Below are 14,813 nucleotides of genomic sequence, written 5' to 3'. Positions count from 1 at the left end.
CTAGCCGGTTTCGCCGCGGCGGGCGTAGCGTTGACGCAGCCGGGCGAACACGGCGTCCCCCTCCTTCGCCAAGCCGCTTTCCTCACCCTCCCGCCAAAGCCGGCGGAGTTCCGAGACTTCTCGTTCTCGGGCCTTCTGGTGCTCTTTCCACAGCCGCAGCGCGTCGCGCACGACCTCGCTCGCCGAGGCGTACTCGCCGCTCTGCACCACATCTTTCACCATGTGCGCCATCTCCGGCGTGATGGCGACGGTGATCCTCTGAACTCCGGGTGCCTCAGTCACGATCGGGACTCCCCTGCACAAGGCCCTGAAGTATGATTGTTTCATACCGGCTGGCCAAGAGCAGTATCAACCCCCCTTCACCGCCCCCGCCGTCAGTCCCGCCACGATCTGGCGCTGGGCCAGGATGGTGAGCAGCAGCACCGGCAGGGTGACCAGCAGGGCGCCGGCGGCCAGCGGCCCCCAGCTCAGCTGCTCGAACGAGATCATGTTGTAGACCGCGACCGGCAGGGTGCGGGTCTCGCGGCCGGCCAGCACGATGCCGAACACGAAATTGTTCCAGGAGAAGATCACCGAGAGGATCAGCGCCACCGTGATCCCGGGCCTGGCGATCGGCAGGGCCACGTGGCGGAACACCTGCCAGCGGTCGGCGCCGTCGATGGTGGCGGCCTCCTCCAGTTCCAAAGGCGTGGTCTCGAAATAGCCGATCATGATCCAGATGATGATCGGCACGGTGATCACCAGGTGGATGATGATCTGCGGCAGGAGCGTGCCCATCAGTCCCAGCCACTGGAACAGCAGGAACAGGGGGATCAGGTAGGACAGGCCGGGCGTCATCCGGGCGATCAGCACCACCACCGCGGACTTGGTCGCCTTCATCCGCGCCATGCCGTAGCCGGCCGGCACGCCCACCAGCAGGCCCAGCAGGGTCGCGGAGCCGGTGACCAGGATGCTGTTCAGGAAATAGGTGCCGAACCGGTTGGATTCGAGCACGGCGGTGTAGTTGCTCCAGGCGAACTGCTCGGGGATCAGGATCGGGGGATAGGCCGCGTTGTCGATCTCGTGCTTGAGCGAGAGCGACAGCATCCAGACGAAGAACAGGATGCCGGGCGACACGATCATCACGACCGCGAACCACAGCCCGATCCGGTTCAGGATCCGGCTGGCGGTCATGCCCCGGCCCCCATCTCGGTCCACTGGCTGCGCTTCTTCAGCCAGAGCAGCAGGACCGCCAGTCCCACCACCATCAGGAAGAACACCAGCGCGATCGCGGAGCCGTAGCCGATGTCGTAATAGGCAAAGGCGACGCTGTAGAGGTAGAGGTTGATGGTTTCCGACGCGGTGCCGGGCCCGCCCTGGGTGATCGCGTAGATGATGTCGAAGCTCTTGATCGCGTCGATCGAGCGGATGATCGCGGCGACCATCACGAACGGCATCACCAGCGGCAAGGTGATGTGCCAGAACATCTGCCAGCCGGTGGCCCCGTCGATCAGCGCGCTCTCATAGGGCTCGGTCGGGATTGCGGCGAGGCCGCCCAGCACGATCAGCATGACCAGCGGCGTCCACTGCCAGGTCTCGACCAGCACCAGAGACGGGATCACCGTGGAGGGATGGAACACCCAGAGCTGCGGGGGGATGCCCACCAGCGAGAGCAGGTAGTTCAAGACGCCCAGCTGCGGATGGAACATCATCGCCCAGACCAGCGCGATCGCCACCGGGGTCGCCATCATCGGCATCACGAACAGGCCGCGCAGGAAGCCCCTGCCCTTGAAGTTCTGGTGGAACACGATCGCCGAGAACAGGCCCAGCACTACCGGCAGGACCACCGCCAGCGAGGTGAAGTAGATCGTGTGGACCAGCGCCTCGTGGAAGCGCAGGTCGGTGCCCAGGCGTGCGAAGTTGGCAAGCCCCACGAAGCTGCTGCCGCCGCCGATCTGCCACTCGTGCAGGCTCATCCAGATCGTGAACGCCCAGGGGAACACGATCACCGAGCCGACCACGACCAGCGCCGGCAGCACGAACGGCCAGTAGGACCGCGTGTGCCGCCTGCCCCTGGCGGGGCGGGCGGCGGCGCGCTCGGATTTTTCCAGCGCGAGGCTGGTCATGCCTCGCTCTTGTCCAGCACCGGCTGGAACTGCTGGGTCGCCTGGGTGAGCAGCGCCTTGGGGTCGCCCTCGGACAGCAGCGTGGTGAGCGCCGTTCCGAACACATCGCGGAACTCGGTGACCGGGATGATCACCGGCAGGCCCAGCTGGCTGATCGCCGAGGACTGCGCCACGCACTCGACCCACTCGGCCGGCAGCTTGACGCCCTGGCGCACTTCCGGGTCGTTCAGGATCGAGTTGCGGAACGGCACGCCGCTGCCGCTCTGCAGGAGACGCGTGCCCATCAGCTTGGACACCGCCCACTGGCAGTAGAGATAGCCGGCCTCCTTGTTGGAGCTGGCCTCGGCCACGCCCAGCCCGTCGCCGAACGTGCCGGAGACATGGGCGACCGGGCCCTTGGGCATCACGCCGTAGCCGACCTTGCCGACGATGCGCGACTTGGTCGGGTCCTCCAGCGGCGGGGCGAAGCCGACCCCGTCCATCCACATGCCGATCTTGCCCTGCAGGAAGGCCGACTGGCACTCCGACCAGTTGAAGCCGGCGACGCCGGGCGGGGCCGACTTGGTGAGCAGGCGCTGGTAGAGCCTGGCCGCCTCGACCGCCTCGGGCGTGTCGGTCCGAAGCTGCCCATCCTCGACCATGGTGCCGCCATAGCCCAGCAGGAACGAGGTCCAGACCGGCACGTTGGCGTTGCGCAGGCCGCGCGCGACGAAGCCGTATTCGCCCTCGGCCGGGTCGGTCAGCTTCTCGGCGGCGGTCACCAGCTCCTCGAACGTGGTCGGGTAGGCCACGCCTTTGCGCTCGAACATCTCCTTGTTGTAGTAGACCATCCAGTAATCCACCGAGAACGGCAGCGAGTGCATCTCGCCGGCGTCGTTCTTGGCGTAGAGGAGGCCGGCGGAGGAGAAGTCGTCCTCGGTGAGCGTCGCCTCGGTGAGGTTGCTGTCCTTCATGAACTGCGAGAAGTTCGCCAGCCAGTTCGCCTTCTCGAACTGGCGCTTCTGCACGTGGTAGCTCAGGTGGATCACGTCGAAGCTGGGCGCGCCCGAGGTCAGCTCGATCACCGCCTTCTGGCGCTGCTGCTGCTCGGGGATCTGCTCGGAGCCGACCCGGATCCCGGTCAGCTCGGTGAACTCGTTCTCGTATTTCTGCAGGGTCTCGCCGCGCGGCCCCTTGGTGAGCATGACCTCCAGGTCGGTGCCGTCGAACGCCTTCCAGTTTGGTGCCGCGAACGCCCGGCGCGTCCCCGCGAGCCCGAAGGCCCCGGCCGCCATCGCACCCGCCATCGCCGACCGACGTGTGATCCTGCCGAACGTCATCTTCCCGCCTCCCTGCGGCCGACCTTCGTCGGCCCGTTGGTATCCTGATGCCGTCGTCCCGGCCTCCTGGAGGGGCCTCGCGCGGCATTCTTCCTGATCTGCCTCCAGGGTTGAACATGCTGGGCGCTGTCCTGCAAGCACAATATGCTCGCACTGACATGTTAGTCGTGCCATGCAGTCCGGCGCGAGGTCGGCGAGCAAGGATGGAGCGGTCATGGACAGCGAGCGGTTCGGGCTTTCGGTGGCGCTGGCGACGCCGTTCTCGGCGGATGGAGAGGTCGACGTGGCCCGGCTGGTCGCCCATGCCAGCTGGTGCCTAGCCGAGGGCTGCGGCCGGGTCACCCTGTTCGGGACCACCGGCGAGGGTTCGTCGATCGGCGACCAGGAGCGGGAGGCAGTCTGGGAGGCGGTGGCCCGGGCCGGCATCGCCGGTCCCCGGCTGGTTGGCGGCGTGCTCGCCTCCACGCTCGATTCGGCCGAGCGCCAGGTCATGCAGGCTTATGAGCAGGACGCCCACGCGGTGCTGGTCGCCCCGCCCTTCTACTTCAAGGGCGTGGACGACGAGGGCGTCTTCCGCTGGTACGCCCGCCTGATCGAGCGGCTGGGCGCCCGGGCACGCGACCTGTTCCTCTACAACATCCCCTCGCTGACCGCGGTGGCCTTCAGCGTGCCGCTGGTGACGCGGCTGGCCGACGCCTTCCCGGGCGTGGTCGCAGGGGTCAAGGATTCCTCCTGCGACTGGGCGTTCACCCAGCCGCTGCTGGTTGCCGAAGCCCACCGGCTGGCCATCCTGGTCGGTGACGAGCGGCACCTGGCCGGTGCTGTCCGCCTGGGCGGGGCCGGCAGCATCTGCGGGCTGGCCAACCTGTGCCCGGCGGCCCTCTTGCCGCTGGCAACCGATGGGCAGGACGATCCGCGCATCAACCGGCTGGTCGACGAGATCGGCCAACTGCCGGTGATCCCGGCGGTCAAGGCGCTGATCGCCCGCCAGACCGGCTCGCGCGCCTGGGCCGAGGTCCGCCCGCCGCTCCTGCCGCTTGCCGCCGAAAGGATCGCCCGCGCCGCCGGCCATCTGGACGAGATCGTGGCGAAACCCTTGCCCGGCGTGGCCGCGTGACGGTCGAGGCCGACAACAGCTCGCAGCGCAAGCAGCGCGAGAAGGCCTATGACCGGTTCACCCGGCACCTGCTGGCCCGCGAGCTGACGCCCGGGCAGTTCGTCTCGCAGCGCGAGCTGGTGGCGCTGACCGGGATGCCGCTGGGAGCGATCCGCGAGCTGATCCCGCGGCTGGAAGCGGAGGGCCTGATCCGCACCGTGCCGCAGCGCGGCATGCAGATCGCCAATCTCGACCTGAACCTGATCCGCGACGCCTATCAGTTCCGCCTGTTCCTGGAGGGGCCGGCGACGCGGATCTACGTGAACACCGCTGGCGACGAGGTGCTGTCCCGCCTGGAGGCCGCCCACCGGCTGGTGCTGGACCGCGCCTTGGCGGAGGGACCCACCCCGGAGGTGCAGGCGCTGGCCCAGTCGACCGACTGGGGCATGCACGACCAGATCATCGATGCGCTGGGCAACGAGATCATCAGCAAGGCCTATCGCGTCAACTCGATCAAGATCCGCCTGATCCGCGATGCCGCCACCCGTATCGACACGCTGGTGGTCCCGGTGATGGAGGAGCATCTGCGGATCATCGAGCGGATGCGCGCCCGCGACGAGGCCGGGGCCGAGGAAGCCATGGCGGCGCATATCCACCGGGCGCGCAACCGGGCGCTGGGCATGGGCTGACCGGCCGCGCAGCGGACGGCCCCGATGCCGCAGCCGTCGTCGACCCCTTGCTTCGATGTCGCCGGCGTCGTTCCTTGATCATGATCAGGGGAGCGACCGGACGGGCGCTGCGAGCGGCCTGCCGGCAAAGGAGCAGGCAATGCGGGCACTGCGTTTCCACGGGGTCAAGGACCTGCGCGTCGAGGACGTACCGCCACCCGACCGGCCGGGGCCGGACGACGTGGTCCTCAAGACCGCCTGGTGCGGGATCTGCGGGACCGACCTGCACGAGTACTTGGCCGGGCCGATCTTCATCCCGACCACCACCGATCCCTTCACCGGTGCGAAGGCGCCGCAGATCCTGGGCCACGAGTTCTCCGGCCGGGTGCTGGCGGTCGGTTCCAACGTGACGAGCGTCCGGGCCGGCGACCGGGTTGCCGTGCAGCCGCTGGTGGCGCCGCCCGACGACTTCTACGCCCGGCGCGGCCAGGGCCAGCTGAGCGCCAGGCTCGGCATGGTCGGGCTGAACTGGCCGTGGGGCGGGTTCGGCGAGCAGGCGATCGTGCGCGAGCCGAACGTGGCGAAGCTCCCCGACGAGGTCAGCGACGAGCAGGGCGCCATGATCGAGCCGGCGGCGGTGGTGGTGCATGCGGTGGACAAGGGCCGGGTGCAGGCCGGCAGCACCGTCCTGATCACCGGGGCCGGGCCGATCGGGGCGCTGGCGGCCCTGGCGGCCAGTGCCGCGGGCGCCACCCGGATCATCGTGTCGGAAACCAATCCCTTGCGCCGGGAGCGGATCATGGAGCTGGGCGTGGTCGATGACGCGGTCGATCCGGAAGCACCCGACGCGGCCGCCCGGATTGCCGCGCAGACCGAGGCCGGCCAGGGCGTCGACGTGGCGATCGAGTGCGTGGGCCATGCAGGGGCGCTCGACACCTGCATCAGGAACGTGCGCAAGCGCGGCACGATCGTCCAGGTCGGCCTGTCGGTGGCGCCGGGCATGGTCGACGTGTCGATGCTGGTGACCAAGGACATCACCCTGGAAGGGAGCTGGTGCTATCCGCTGACCTTGTGGCCGCGCACCATCAGCCTGGTGGCGGCGGGCAAGATGCCGGTGGAGAAGATCCTGTCCGACCGGGTCGGGCTGGATGAGGCGGTCGGCCGGGGCTTTGAGGTGCTGACCCGGCCAGGGGCGGGCAAGCTGAAGATCCTGGTCAGCGCGGCGGGCTGATCCTCCAGTCCGCAGGCGGCCAGGCCTGGCCGAGGCTCACCGGGGCCGCCCGCGCGGTGCGGCCCCGATCCGGTGCCCGATGGTCTCCGTTTCCCCGTTCCGGCGGCAGGTCGCCCGGCTCTCCAGCTCCAGGGTCGTGTGGCCGACGCCGAAGCCGTCGCGCAGGCGCTCTCTCAGCGAGCACTTGACCGCCTCGGCATCGGCCCCGTCCTCCAGGACCACATGCGCCTCCAGCGCGTTCTCCTGCTCGTCGAGCGCGAACACATGGACATGGTGGACATCCGCCACGCCCTCGGCCTCCCGCATGGCGCCGACCAGCGCCAAGACGTCGATCCCGGGTGGGGTGCTGAGCATCAGCATGCGGATCGAGCCGCCGATTTCCCGGAACGCCTGCCACAGGACATAAGCGGCGATCAGCAGGGTGATGATCGGGTCGGCGATCTGCCAGTCGTACAGCAGGACCAGGGTGCCCGCCGCGATCACGCCGACCGAGCCGAGCGTGTCGGCGACATTGTGCAGGAACACCGCCCGGATGTTCATGCTCTCCTTGGAGAGCGCATAGGTCAGGACGGCGGTTGCCAGATCCACCACGAACGCGATGCCGCCCACCACCACCACCAGCCAGCCTGTCACCGGCTTCGGCTCGATGAAGCGCATCACCGCCTCATAGACGAGGTAGACGCCGATCACGATCAGGGTCGTGTAGTTGATCAGGGCGGCCACGATCTCGGCGCGCACGTAGCCGAACGTCATGGCCTCGTTGGCCGGCCGGCGCGCGATCCGCCGTGCGATGTAGCCGATGCCGATCGAGATGGCGTCGCTCAGGTTGTGGATGGCATCAGCAACCAGGGCGAGGCTGCCAGCCAGGATGCCGCCCACGATCTGGGCCAGGGTGAGCAGCAGGTTGATCGCCACCGCCCAGAGGACCCGCCGGTCGCCGCTTTCGGCGCCCGGGTGGTGGTGATGGTGGCCGGCACCCATGCAGCATGCTTCCCGGGTTGGAGGTCGTTCCTGCTGCAACGGCCTTGCCGGGCAGGGCGTTGCATGGCCGAGGCCGGCCCCTCAGCCGGCGGTCAGCGCCGCCAGCGCCATCCGCTCCGCCAGCCCGGCATCCTCGTTTCGGGTGACGACGCAGACCGTGGCGGGCGGCGCGGCGCCGGCCAGGTGGTAGACCGCCGTGGAACAGCCGGGCCCGCCGCCGGTATGGCCGATCAGCTGCGGCGCGTCCGGGTCGGTCTCGACCATCAGGCCCAGCCCATAGCCGGGCGCCTGCCAGGGCCGCCCGTCGACCGGAGCGGCCACGGGCCGCGCGGCCCGCATCGCCGCCAGGGAGGCAGCCCCCAGCAGGTCGCCCGCCATCAGGCCGTGCAGGATCCGGGCGGCGCTAAGCGGCGTGGCCCCAACCACGCCGGTGGCGATCCAGCCCGGATGGTAGCATGCCGCGACCGGCTGCTCGTCGAACAGCCGGCTCAGCCCGAACCGGTAGGCGCCGAGATCGGCGTGTTCTTCGGGCACCGCCGCGTCCTCGATCCCGAGGGGACCGAACACTTCCCGGTGCAGCAGCGGGCCGAACGCCATGCCGGTCGCCCGGACCAGGATGTCCTTCACCAGCATGTAGCCGATGTTGGAATAGGCCCAGCCCTGCCCCGGCTCGAACCGGAGCCGTTCGGCCCCGGTCTCGCGCAGATAGTCCTCGCGCGACCAGGGCCGGCCCTTCGCCCGCACCGCCGCCTGGTAGCGGGCGCAGCCGCCATAGTCGGGTAGGCCGGAGGTGTGGGCCAGGAGCTGGCGGAGGGTGAAGCGACCGGCGCTGGCCGGGCTGGCGAGCCAGGCCGAGGCCGGCCGGTCCAGATCCAGCACGCCCCGCTCCGCCAGCCGCAGGGCGGCCGCCGCCGTGATGGTCTTGGTGAAGCTGTAGAGGAGATGGCGCTCCTGGACTCCCGGCCGCGGCCCGTCCGGCCCGATCGTGCCGCTCCAGCATTCCCCGCCGCGCAGCATCGCCAGCCCGACCGGGGCGGCTTCGCTTCGGGCAAGACGGACGACGGCCCGCAACGCCTTCGTGACCATGACCTTCGCGCTCCTTCCCTGGTCCCGGCCGGCGGCCAGGCGTCCCGTTCTGGCATCGCCTGGGGCCCAGGGTACTTGCCTGGGGCGTCCCCTGGAACCATGCAAGTATAGTAAAACAATAGATCGCGATTCTGAATTATAATAATTCTAAAATTGCGACATTTACTTGCGCGACTGCTGCGAATGTCGTTTCTCCGCCGCGCTGCACGCCAGCGATGGACAAGAGACGGAGCGGACGATGACCTTGGCGAACACCGTGCGACGCTGCACGCAGACTGCCCTTCTGGCGGGCGCCACGCTGCTGGTGGCCCAGACCGCCTTCGCGGACGAGGTCAACATCTACACCACCCGCGAACCCGGCCTGATCCAGCCGCTGCTGGACGCGTTCACCAAGGAAACCGGCATCGAGACCAAGACCGTCTCGCTGAAGGACGGCCTGGCCGAGCGCGTCGCCACCGAGGGCACCAACTCCCCGGCCGACGTGCTGATGACCGTGGACTTCGGCAACCTGGTCGACCTGGTCGATGCCGGCGTGACCCAGCCGATCGATTCCGAGGTCCTGGAAGGCGCCATTCCCGAGAACCTGCGCGACGCCGACGGCAACTGGTTCGCCCTGTCGCTGCGCGCCCGGGTGGCCTATCTCGACAAGTCGCTCGAGGACGTCACCAGCTTCACCTACGAGGAGCTGGCTGATCCGAAGTGGCAGGACCGGGTCTGCATCCGTTCGGGCAAGCACCCCTACAACATCGCGCTCATCGCCACGATGATCGCCAAGGACGGCCCGGAGAAGACCGAGCAGTGGCTGCAGGGCGTGAAGGACAACCTCGCCCGTCCGGCCGCCGGCGGCGATCGCGACGTCGCCCGCGACATCCTGGGCGACATCTGCGACGTCGGCATCGGCAACTCCTACTATGTCGGCCTGATGCGCAGCGGGCGCGGCGGCCCGGAGCAGGAGGACTGGGGCCAGGCGATCAAGGTGATCCTGCCGACCTTCGCCGACGGCAGCGGCACCCAGGTCAACGTGTCGGGCGCCGCGGTCGCCAAGAACGCGCCCAACAAGGACAACGCGGTCAAGCTGCTGGAATACCTGGTCTCCGACGAGGCGCAGGGCATCTATGCCAGCGCCAACTACGAGTACCCGGTGAAGCCGGGCGCCCCGGTCGACCCGATCATCGAGGCGCTGGGCCCGCTCACGGTCGACCCGACCCAGCTCACCGAGATCGCCGCCCACCGCAAGGAGGCCGCCGCCCTGGTGGACAAGGTCGGCTTCGACGACTGAGGCGTCCCGCGGGCAGCGCCGGTTGGCGCTGCCCGCCTTTCCCATGTAGAAGGGCGCCACCCGTTCCAGCCTTGAAACTGCCTCAGAGCCCGATGCGCTCCTTCCTCGCGACGGCGCTGGCCGGCTCGACCGCCTCCCCGGGCCGGTCCTGGCTGGCTGCCTCCGCCCTGATCGCCCTGCTCGCCGTGGCGCCGATCATCGCCCTGCTCCTGATCGCGACGCAGAGCTCCGGCGATCTGTGGCCGCATCTGATCAGCTATGTCCTGCCCCACGCGCTGAGCCAGACCGCCCTCCTGCTCCTGGGCGTGTCGGTGATCGTGACCGCGGTCGGCACCGGCAGCGCCTGGCTGGTCACCGCCTACGACTTCCCCTTGCGCCGCGGCTTCGAGTGGGCGCTGCTGCTGCCGCTCGCGATCCCGACCTACATCATCGCGTTCGCCTATCTGGACCTGATGCACCCGATCGGGCCGGTGCAGAGCACGCTGCGCGCCCTGTTCGGCCTGCGCCCGCGCGACCTGCACTTTTTGGAGATGCGCTCGCTGCCCGGGGCGATCTTCGTGCTGGGCGTGGTGCTCTACCCCTATGTCTACCTGTTCGCCCGGGCGATGTTCCTGATGCAGGCCGCGAGCCTGGTGGACGCCGCGCGGATGCTGGGCGCCAGCCCGGCCGCGGTGTTCTTCCGGGTCGCCCTGCCGCTGGCCCGGCCCGCCATCGCGGTCGGCACCAGCCTTGCCCTGATGGAGGCGATCAACGACATCGGCGCCTCGGAATTTCTGGGCGTGCAGACCCTGACCGTCTCGATCTATGCGACCTGGATCAACCGCACGAGCATGCCGGGCGCCGCGCAGATCGCCATCGCCATGCTGGTCGTGGTGGTGGCGCTGATCGTGGTGGAGCGGCGCGCCCGCAGCCGCCAGCGCTACGCCGCCGAGGCCGCGCGGGCGCGCCGGCTGCAGCCGGTCCGGCTGGCAGGCGTCTGGGCGCTGCTGGCGCCGGCCTTGTGCTTCGTGCCGGTCCTGCTGGGCTTCCTGGCCCCGGCAGCCTATCTCGCCAACGAATCCTGGAAGCGCCTGAGCTTCGCGGGCTTCTCCGACCGGCTGGTCGAGGAGACGGTCAACACCATGCTCCTGTCGGGCATCGCTACCGCGGTGATCCTGGCGGGCGGGCTGGTGGTGGCGTTCGCCGCGCGCCAGTCGCGCCTGGGCCTGCATCTCCTACGGATCGCCAGCCTGGGCTATGCCGTGCCTGGCACGGTGCTGGCGATCGGGCTGCTCTGGCCGATGGCGCTGGTCGACGAGGCGCTGAACCGGGTGGGCCTGGTCAGCGGCATGTTCCTGTCCGGCTCGATCGTGGCCCTGGTCTATGCCTATGGCGCGCGCTTCATGGCGATCGCGGCGGGCGGCATCGAGGCCGGGCTGTCCCGGATTCCGCCCTCGTTCGACCAGGCCGCCCGGATGCTCGGCCGCACCCCCGCCGGCGCCATGCGCGCCATCCATCTGCCGCTGGTGCGCCCGGCCCTCTTGACCGCAGCCCTGCTGGTGTTCGTGGACTGCATGAAGGAGCTGCCGGCGACGCTCCTGTTGCGCCCCTTGGGCTTCGAGACCCTGTCCACACACCTCTACGGCGAGGCGGCCCGCGGCACCTACGAGGACGGGGCGATCGCCGCGATCCTGATCGTGCTGTTCGGGCTGATCCCGGTGATCCTGCTGGCCAGGCTCAGCCGGCGCGAGGGCTAGGCCAGGCCGGCAGCATCGCCGCCCGCAGCTTCGCCAGCACCGGCGGGACCTCGGCGGCCGGCAGGGCCAGGTCGGCCTCCACCGGGCGGCCATCCTCCATCACGTAGGTCCGCTCGGCAAACCCGCGCAAAAGGCGCAGGTCGTGGGTGATGAACAGGTAGGCGAGCCCCGTCCGCCGGCGCAGGTCCGCCAGCAAGCGGAGGATGTGCGCCTGGGTCTGCAGGTCCAGGCTGCTGACCGCCTCGTCGAGCAGCACCAGGCGCGGGCGCAGCGCCAGGGCCCGGGCGATGCACAGGCGCTGCAGCTGCCCGCCGCTGAAGCGGTGCGCCAGCCGGTCGAGCGTGGCGGGCTCCAGGCCGACCGATGCCGCCAGTTCCTCGACCCGGCGGCGCAGGTCGCGGGTCCGGCCGGCATAGCGCAGCGGCTCCGCCACCACCTCGAAGGCGGAGAAGCGTGGGTTGGTGGCGGCGTAGGGGTCCTGGAACACCGCCTGGATCGCCCGGCGCGCTGGCCTGGCGATCCGTCCTTCCTCCAGCCTTGCGCCGTCGAAGCGAACCTCGCCGCCATCCGGGGCTTCCAGGCCCAGCAGGATCCGGCCGAGCGTGCTCTTGCCCGAGCCGGACGGCCCCAGCAGCGCCACGCACTCGCCGGCCTCGATCCGCAGGCTGGCCCGGTCCAGCACCCGGACCGGCGGCGTGCGCGAGAACAGCCCGCCGCCCCGGTAGAAGCGGGAAACCTCCCGGACGTCCAGCAGGCTCATGCCGCGGCCGCCGCCGGCTGGTGGTCATAGAGCGCGAAATGGGTGTCCAGCAGCGCCCGGGTCACCTGATGGCGCGGGCGGTGAAACAGGAGGCTTGCCGGCGCCTGCTCGACGATCCGGCCACCTGCCATGACCGCCACCTCGTCGGCCAGGCGCGCCACCACCGAGAGATCATGGGTCACCAGCAGGATGCCCAGCCCGCGCGCGCTGCGCAGGCGGTCGAGCAGGTCCAGGAGCTGCGCCTGCAGGATGGCGTCCAGGTCGGTGGTGGGCTCGTCGGCCAGGAGGAAGCGCGGCTCCAGGCTCAGGGCCAGGGCGATCATCGCCCGCTGCAGCATCCCGCCGCTCAGCTGGAACGGATGGAGCGGCAGGATGGCGGCCGGGCGCTCGAAGCCGGTCTCGGCCAGGAGGGCCAAGGCGCGTTCCCGCATCGCCCGGCCGCGCAGGCCGATACCTCCCAGGGTCTCGGCGAAATGGCCGCCGATCGAGAGCAGCGGGTTGAAGGCGCTGCGCGGGTTCTGCTGGACCAGCCCGACGGTGCGCCCGCGCAAGGCAGCCGGCTCCAAGGCCCGCCCGTCCAGGCTGACCCGCCCGCCGGTCCGGCGCACGCCCGGCGGCAGCAGGCCCAGAAGCGCCAGGGTGCTCAGGGTCTTGCCGCCGCCGCTGGCGCCGACCAGGGCCAGGACCCGGCCGGAAGCCACGCTCAGGTCGACGCCGTCCACCAGGAGGGCATCGCCGCTGTGCAGCCGCAATCCCTCGATCCGCAGGTCGCCGCTCAATGGGGATACTCCGCGAGAACAGGGTCGAGCCGGTCGCGCAGCGCGTCGCCCAGCAGGTTGAAGGCCATCACCGTGACGAAGATCGCCGCACCCGGCAGCACGATCAGCATCGGCGCGGTCCACACGAACGGGCGGGCGTCGTTGATCATGATGCCCCATTCCGGCATGGGCGGCGCCACGCCCAGGCCCAGGAAGGACAGGCCGGAGACGTGCAGCATCCAGTGGCCGAGGTCGAGGCTGGCGAGCACGGCCAGCTGGCCCAGGATGTTCGGCAGGATGTGGCGGCGCATGATCGCGAACCGCGACCCGCCGGCGACCCGGGCCGCCGCCACGAAGTCGCGGTTCTTCAGGGACAGGGTCAGCCCGCGCACCAGCCGCGCGTACCAGGCCCAGTGCGCCAGCACGATCGCGATCACCACGTTGAGCAGCCCGGTGCCGAGCACGCCGACCATGAACAGCGCCAGCACCAGGGTCGGCACGGTCATGAACGCGTCGCAGATCCGCATCAGCACCGCGTCCACCACGCCCCCGGCATAGCCGGCGATCGAGCCGACCGTGATGCCGACCGCCAGCACCATCGCCAGGATCGCCAGCACCGAGCCCAGCGACGCGCGGGCACCCGCGAGGAGGCGGGAAAGGAGGTCGCGGCCCAGATGGTCGGTGCCCAGCCAATGGCTGAGCGAGGGCGGGAGCATCCGCTGGTCCAGGCTGGCCTCGGTCGGGTCGTAGGGCGCCAGCCAGGGGCCGGCCACGGCGACCAGCAGCAGGAGGCCCACCGCCAGGAGCGACAGCCGCAGCAGCCAGGGCCTGCGGGTCACGGCCGCATCTCCTGGAAGCGGATGCGCGGGTCCAGCCAGGCATAGGCGATGTCGACCGCCAGGTTGCACAGCACGAACACGGCGGTCATCACCAGGATGAAGCCCTGCAGGACCGGGAAGTCGCGGTTGGAGATCGCCTGCAGCACGTAGCGGCCAACCCCTGGCCAGCCGAACACGATCTCCACCACCATCGCGCCGCCGATCAGCTCGCCAACATGCAGGCCGATGGCGGTGAGCGGGGCGATCAGGGCGTTGCGCACCACGTGGCGGCCGATCACCGCCGGCTCGGACAGGCCGCGGGCGCGGGCGAACGGCAGGTGCCGCTCGCCCATCTGCCCCAGCACCGAGGCGCGCATCAGGCGCAGATTGATCGAGGTCGACATCAGGGCGGTGGCAATGGTTGGCAGGATCAGGTGCTCAATCCCGCCCCGGCCCATGGGCGGCAGCCAGTCCAGCTTCACCGCGAACAGGAGGATCAGGAGGAAGGCCAGCCAGAAATTGGGGATCGACACGCCCACGAAGGCGAACAGCCGGGTCAGCTGGTCCGGCCAGCGGTCGCGGGTGAGCGCCGCCAGCACCCCCAGCGGCACGCCCGCCAGGATCGTCAGCATCAGGGCGGCGCCAGCCAGCTGCAGGGTCGCCGGCAGGAAATAGAGCAGCTCGTCCAGAACCGGCCGGTGCGTCGCCCAGGAAGTCCCGAAATCGCCACGCAGGACGCCCGTGAGCCAGTCCAGGTACTGGGTCGCCAGGGGCCGGTCCAGGCCGAGTTCCGTCCGGGCATGGGCCAGGGCCGCCTCGGTTGGCGGGATCTGCGACAGGCGCAGATAGTCCAGGGCCGGGTCGCCCCGCCCCAGGCGCAGCACCAGGAACACCGCGACCGACACGATCAGCAGGAGCGGCAGGAGGCTGAGCAGGCGGCGGAGGACGAAGCGGAGCATGGCGGGCGCCGTGGACG

15 protein-coding genes are annotated in these 14,813 nt (G+C 69.9%); 5 read left to right on the top strand and 10 right to left on the bottom strand.

Going from position 1 to position 14,813, the window contains the following annotated elements:
* From GEMRO_RS0116655 to GEMRO_RS0116640, 4 genes are all read right to left on the bottom strand, one after another.
* Positions 1 to 282, bottom strand: a complete 282-nt coding sequence (locus tag GEMRO_RS0116655) for a type II toxin-antitoxin system ParD family antitoxin (protein ID WP_035487405.1) — start codon at positions 280 to 282, stop codon at positions 1 to 3.
* Positions 283 to 348: 66 nt separating this feature from the next.
* Entirely contained in the window at positions 349 to 1,173 is an 825-nt protein-coding gene (locus GEMRO_RS0116650) for a carbohydrate ABC transporter permease (RefSeq protein WP_027134912.1), read from the bottom strand.
* Positions 1,170 to 2,105 carry a carbohydrate ABC transporter permease gene (locus GEMRO_RS0116645; RefSeq protein ID WP_027134911.1) on the bottom strand — a complete coding sequence of 312 codons (936 nt, stop codon included), beginning with the start codon at positions 2,103 to 2,105 and terminating at the stop codon, positions 1,170 to 1,172. Before GEMRO_RS0116645 ends, GEMRO_RS0116650 begins: the two co-directional genes overlap by 4 nt.
* Positions 2,102 to 3,424: an ABC transporter substrate-binding protein gene (locus tag GEMRO_RS0116640; protein ID WP_027134910.1), complete on the bottom strand. Its 1,323-nt coding sequence runs from the start codon at positions 3,422 to 3,424 to the stop codon at positions 2,102 to 2,104. The genes GEMRO_RS0116645 and GEMRO_RS0116640 overlap by 4 nt, the downstream gene beginning before the upstream one ends.
* A 214-nt stretch (positions 3,425 to 3,638) precedes the next feature.
* On the opposite strand from GEMRO_RS0116640, the gene GEMRO_RS0116635 reads away from it, so the two are divergent.
* From GEMRO_RS0116635 to GEMRO_RS0116625, 3 genes are all read left to right on the top strand, one after another.
* Positions 3,639 to 4,541 (top strand): dihydrodipicolinate synthase family protein, encoded by a 903-nt coding sequence (locus tag GEMRO_RS0116635; protein ID WP_027134909.1) that lies wholly within the window; start codon positions 3,639 to 3,641, stop codon positions 4,539 to 4,541.
* The gene (locus GEMRO_RS0116630) at positions 4,538 to 5,209 is read left to right on the top strand and encodes a GntR family transcriptional regulator (protein ID WP_027134908.1); all 672 of its coding nucleotides are present in this window, start codon (positions 4,538 to 4,540) and stop codon (positions 5,207 to 5,209) included. Before GEMRO_RS0116635 ends, GEMRO_RS0116630 begins: the two co-directional genes overlap by 4 nt.
* 139 nt (positions 5,210 to 5,348) lie before the next feature.
* The gene (locus GEMRO_RS0116625; protein ID WP_027134907.1) at positions 5,349 to 6,419 is read left to right on the top strand and encodes a zinc-binding dehydrogenase; all 1,071 of its coding nucleotides are present in this window, start codon (positions 5,349 to 5,351) and stop codon (positions 6,417 to 6,419) included.
* A gap of 36 nt (positions 6,420 to 6,455) precedes the next feature.
* On the opposite strand, the gene GEMRO_RS30130 is transcribed toward GEMRO_RS0116625, so the two are convergent.
* Together GEMRO_RS30130 and GEMRO_RS30125 are read right to left on the bottom strand one after the other, a co-directional pair.
* The gene (locus GEMRO_RS30130) at positions 6,456 to 7,400 is read right to left on the bottom strand and encodes a cation diffusion facilitator family transporter (protein WP_051329150.1); all 945 of its coding nucleotides are present in this window, start codon (positions 7,398 to 7,400) and stop codon (positions 6,456 to 6,458) included.
* Between the two features lie 81 nt (positions 7,401 to 7,481).
* The gene (locus GEMRO_RS30125) at positions 7,482 to 8,486 is read right to left on the bottom strand and encodes a serine hydrolase domain-containing protein (protein WP_051329149.1); all 1,005 of its coding nucleotides are present in this window, start codon (positions 8,484 to 8,486) and stop codon (positions 7,482 to 7,484) included.
* Positions 8,487 to 8,724: 238 nt separating this feature from the next.
* On the opposite strand from GEMRO_RS30125, the gene GEMRO_RS0116610 reads away from it, so the two are divergent.
* Positions 8,725 to 9,765 carry an extracellular solute-binding protein gene (locus GEMRO_RS0116610; protein WP_035485473.1) on the top strand — a complete coding sequence of 347 codons (1,041 nt, stop codon included), beginning with the start codon at positions 8,725 to 8,727 and terminating at the stop codon, positions 9,763 to 9,765.
* Positions 9,766 to 9,857: 92 nt separating this feature from the next.
* The gene (locus GEMRO_RS0116605) at positions 9,858 to 11,501 is read left to right on the top strand and encodes an ABC transporter permease (RefSeq protein WP_051329148.1); all 1,644 of its coding nucleotides are present in this window, start codon (positions 9,858 to 9,860) and stop codon (positions 11,499 to 11,501) included.
* Here the strand turns inward: GEMRO_RS0116605 and GEMRO_RS0116600 are convergent.
* The 4 genes from GEMRO_RS0116600 to nikB are packed head-to-tail and all read right to left on the bottom strand — an operon-like array spanning position 11,482 to position 14,796.
* Positions 11,482 to 12,261, bottom strand: a complete 780-nt coding sequence (locus GEMRO_RS0116600; protein WP_027134904.1) for an ABC transporter ATP-binding protein — start codon at positions 12,259 to 12,261, stop codon at positions 11,482 to 11,484. The genes GEMRO_RS0116605 and GEMRO_RS0116600 overlap by 20 nt on opposite strands.
* Complete coding sequence (locus tag GEMRO_RS0116595; protein WP_051329147.1) at positions 12,258 to 13,040, bottom strand: ATP-binding cassette domain-containing protein; 783 nt, start codon at positions 13,038 to 13,040, stop codon at positions 12,258 to 12,260. Before GEMRO_RS0116595 ends, GEMRO_RS0116600 begins: the two co-directional genes overlap by 4 nt.
* A complete protein-coding gene (gene nikC, locus GEMRO_RS0116590; RefSeq protein WP_027134902.1) occupies positions 13,037 to 13,858 on the bottom strand; it encodes a nickel ABC transporter permease subunit NikC in 822 nt (273 codons plus the stop codon). Before nikC ends, GEMRO_RS0116595 begins: the two co-directional genes overlap by 4 nt.
* Positions 13,855 to 14,796 carry a nickel ABC transporter permease subunit NikB gene (nikB, locus tag GEMRO_RS0116585; protein ID WP_027134901.1) on the bottom strand — a complete coding sequence of 314 codons (942 nt, stop codon included), beginning with the start codon at positions 14,794 to 14,796 and terminating at the stop codon, positions 13,855 to 13,857. Before nikB ends, nikC begins: the two co-directional genes overlap by 4 nt.
* Between the last annotated feature and the right edge of the window lie 17 nt (positions 14,797 to 14,813).

Source organism: Geminicoccus roseus DSM 18922, assembly GCF_000427665.1.
In the GTDB taxonomy this organism is placed as follows: domain Bacteria; phylum Pseudomonadota; class Alphaproteobacteria; order Geminicoccales; family Geminicoccaceae; genus Geminicoccus; species Geminicoccus roseus.
The sequence above is the reverse complement of the archived record's forward strand: the minus strand, read 5'-3'. Positions and strand labels throughout refer to the sequence as shown.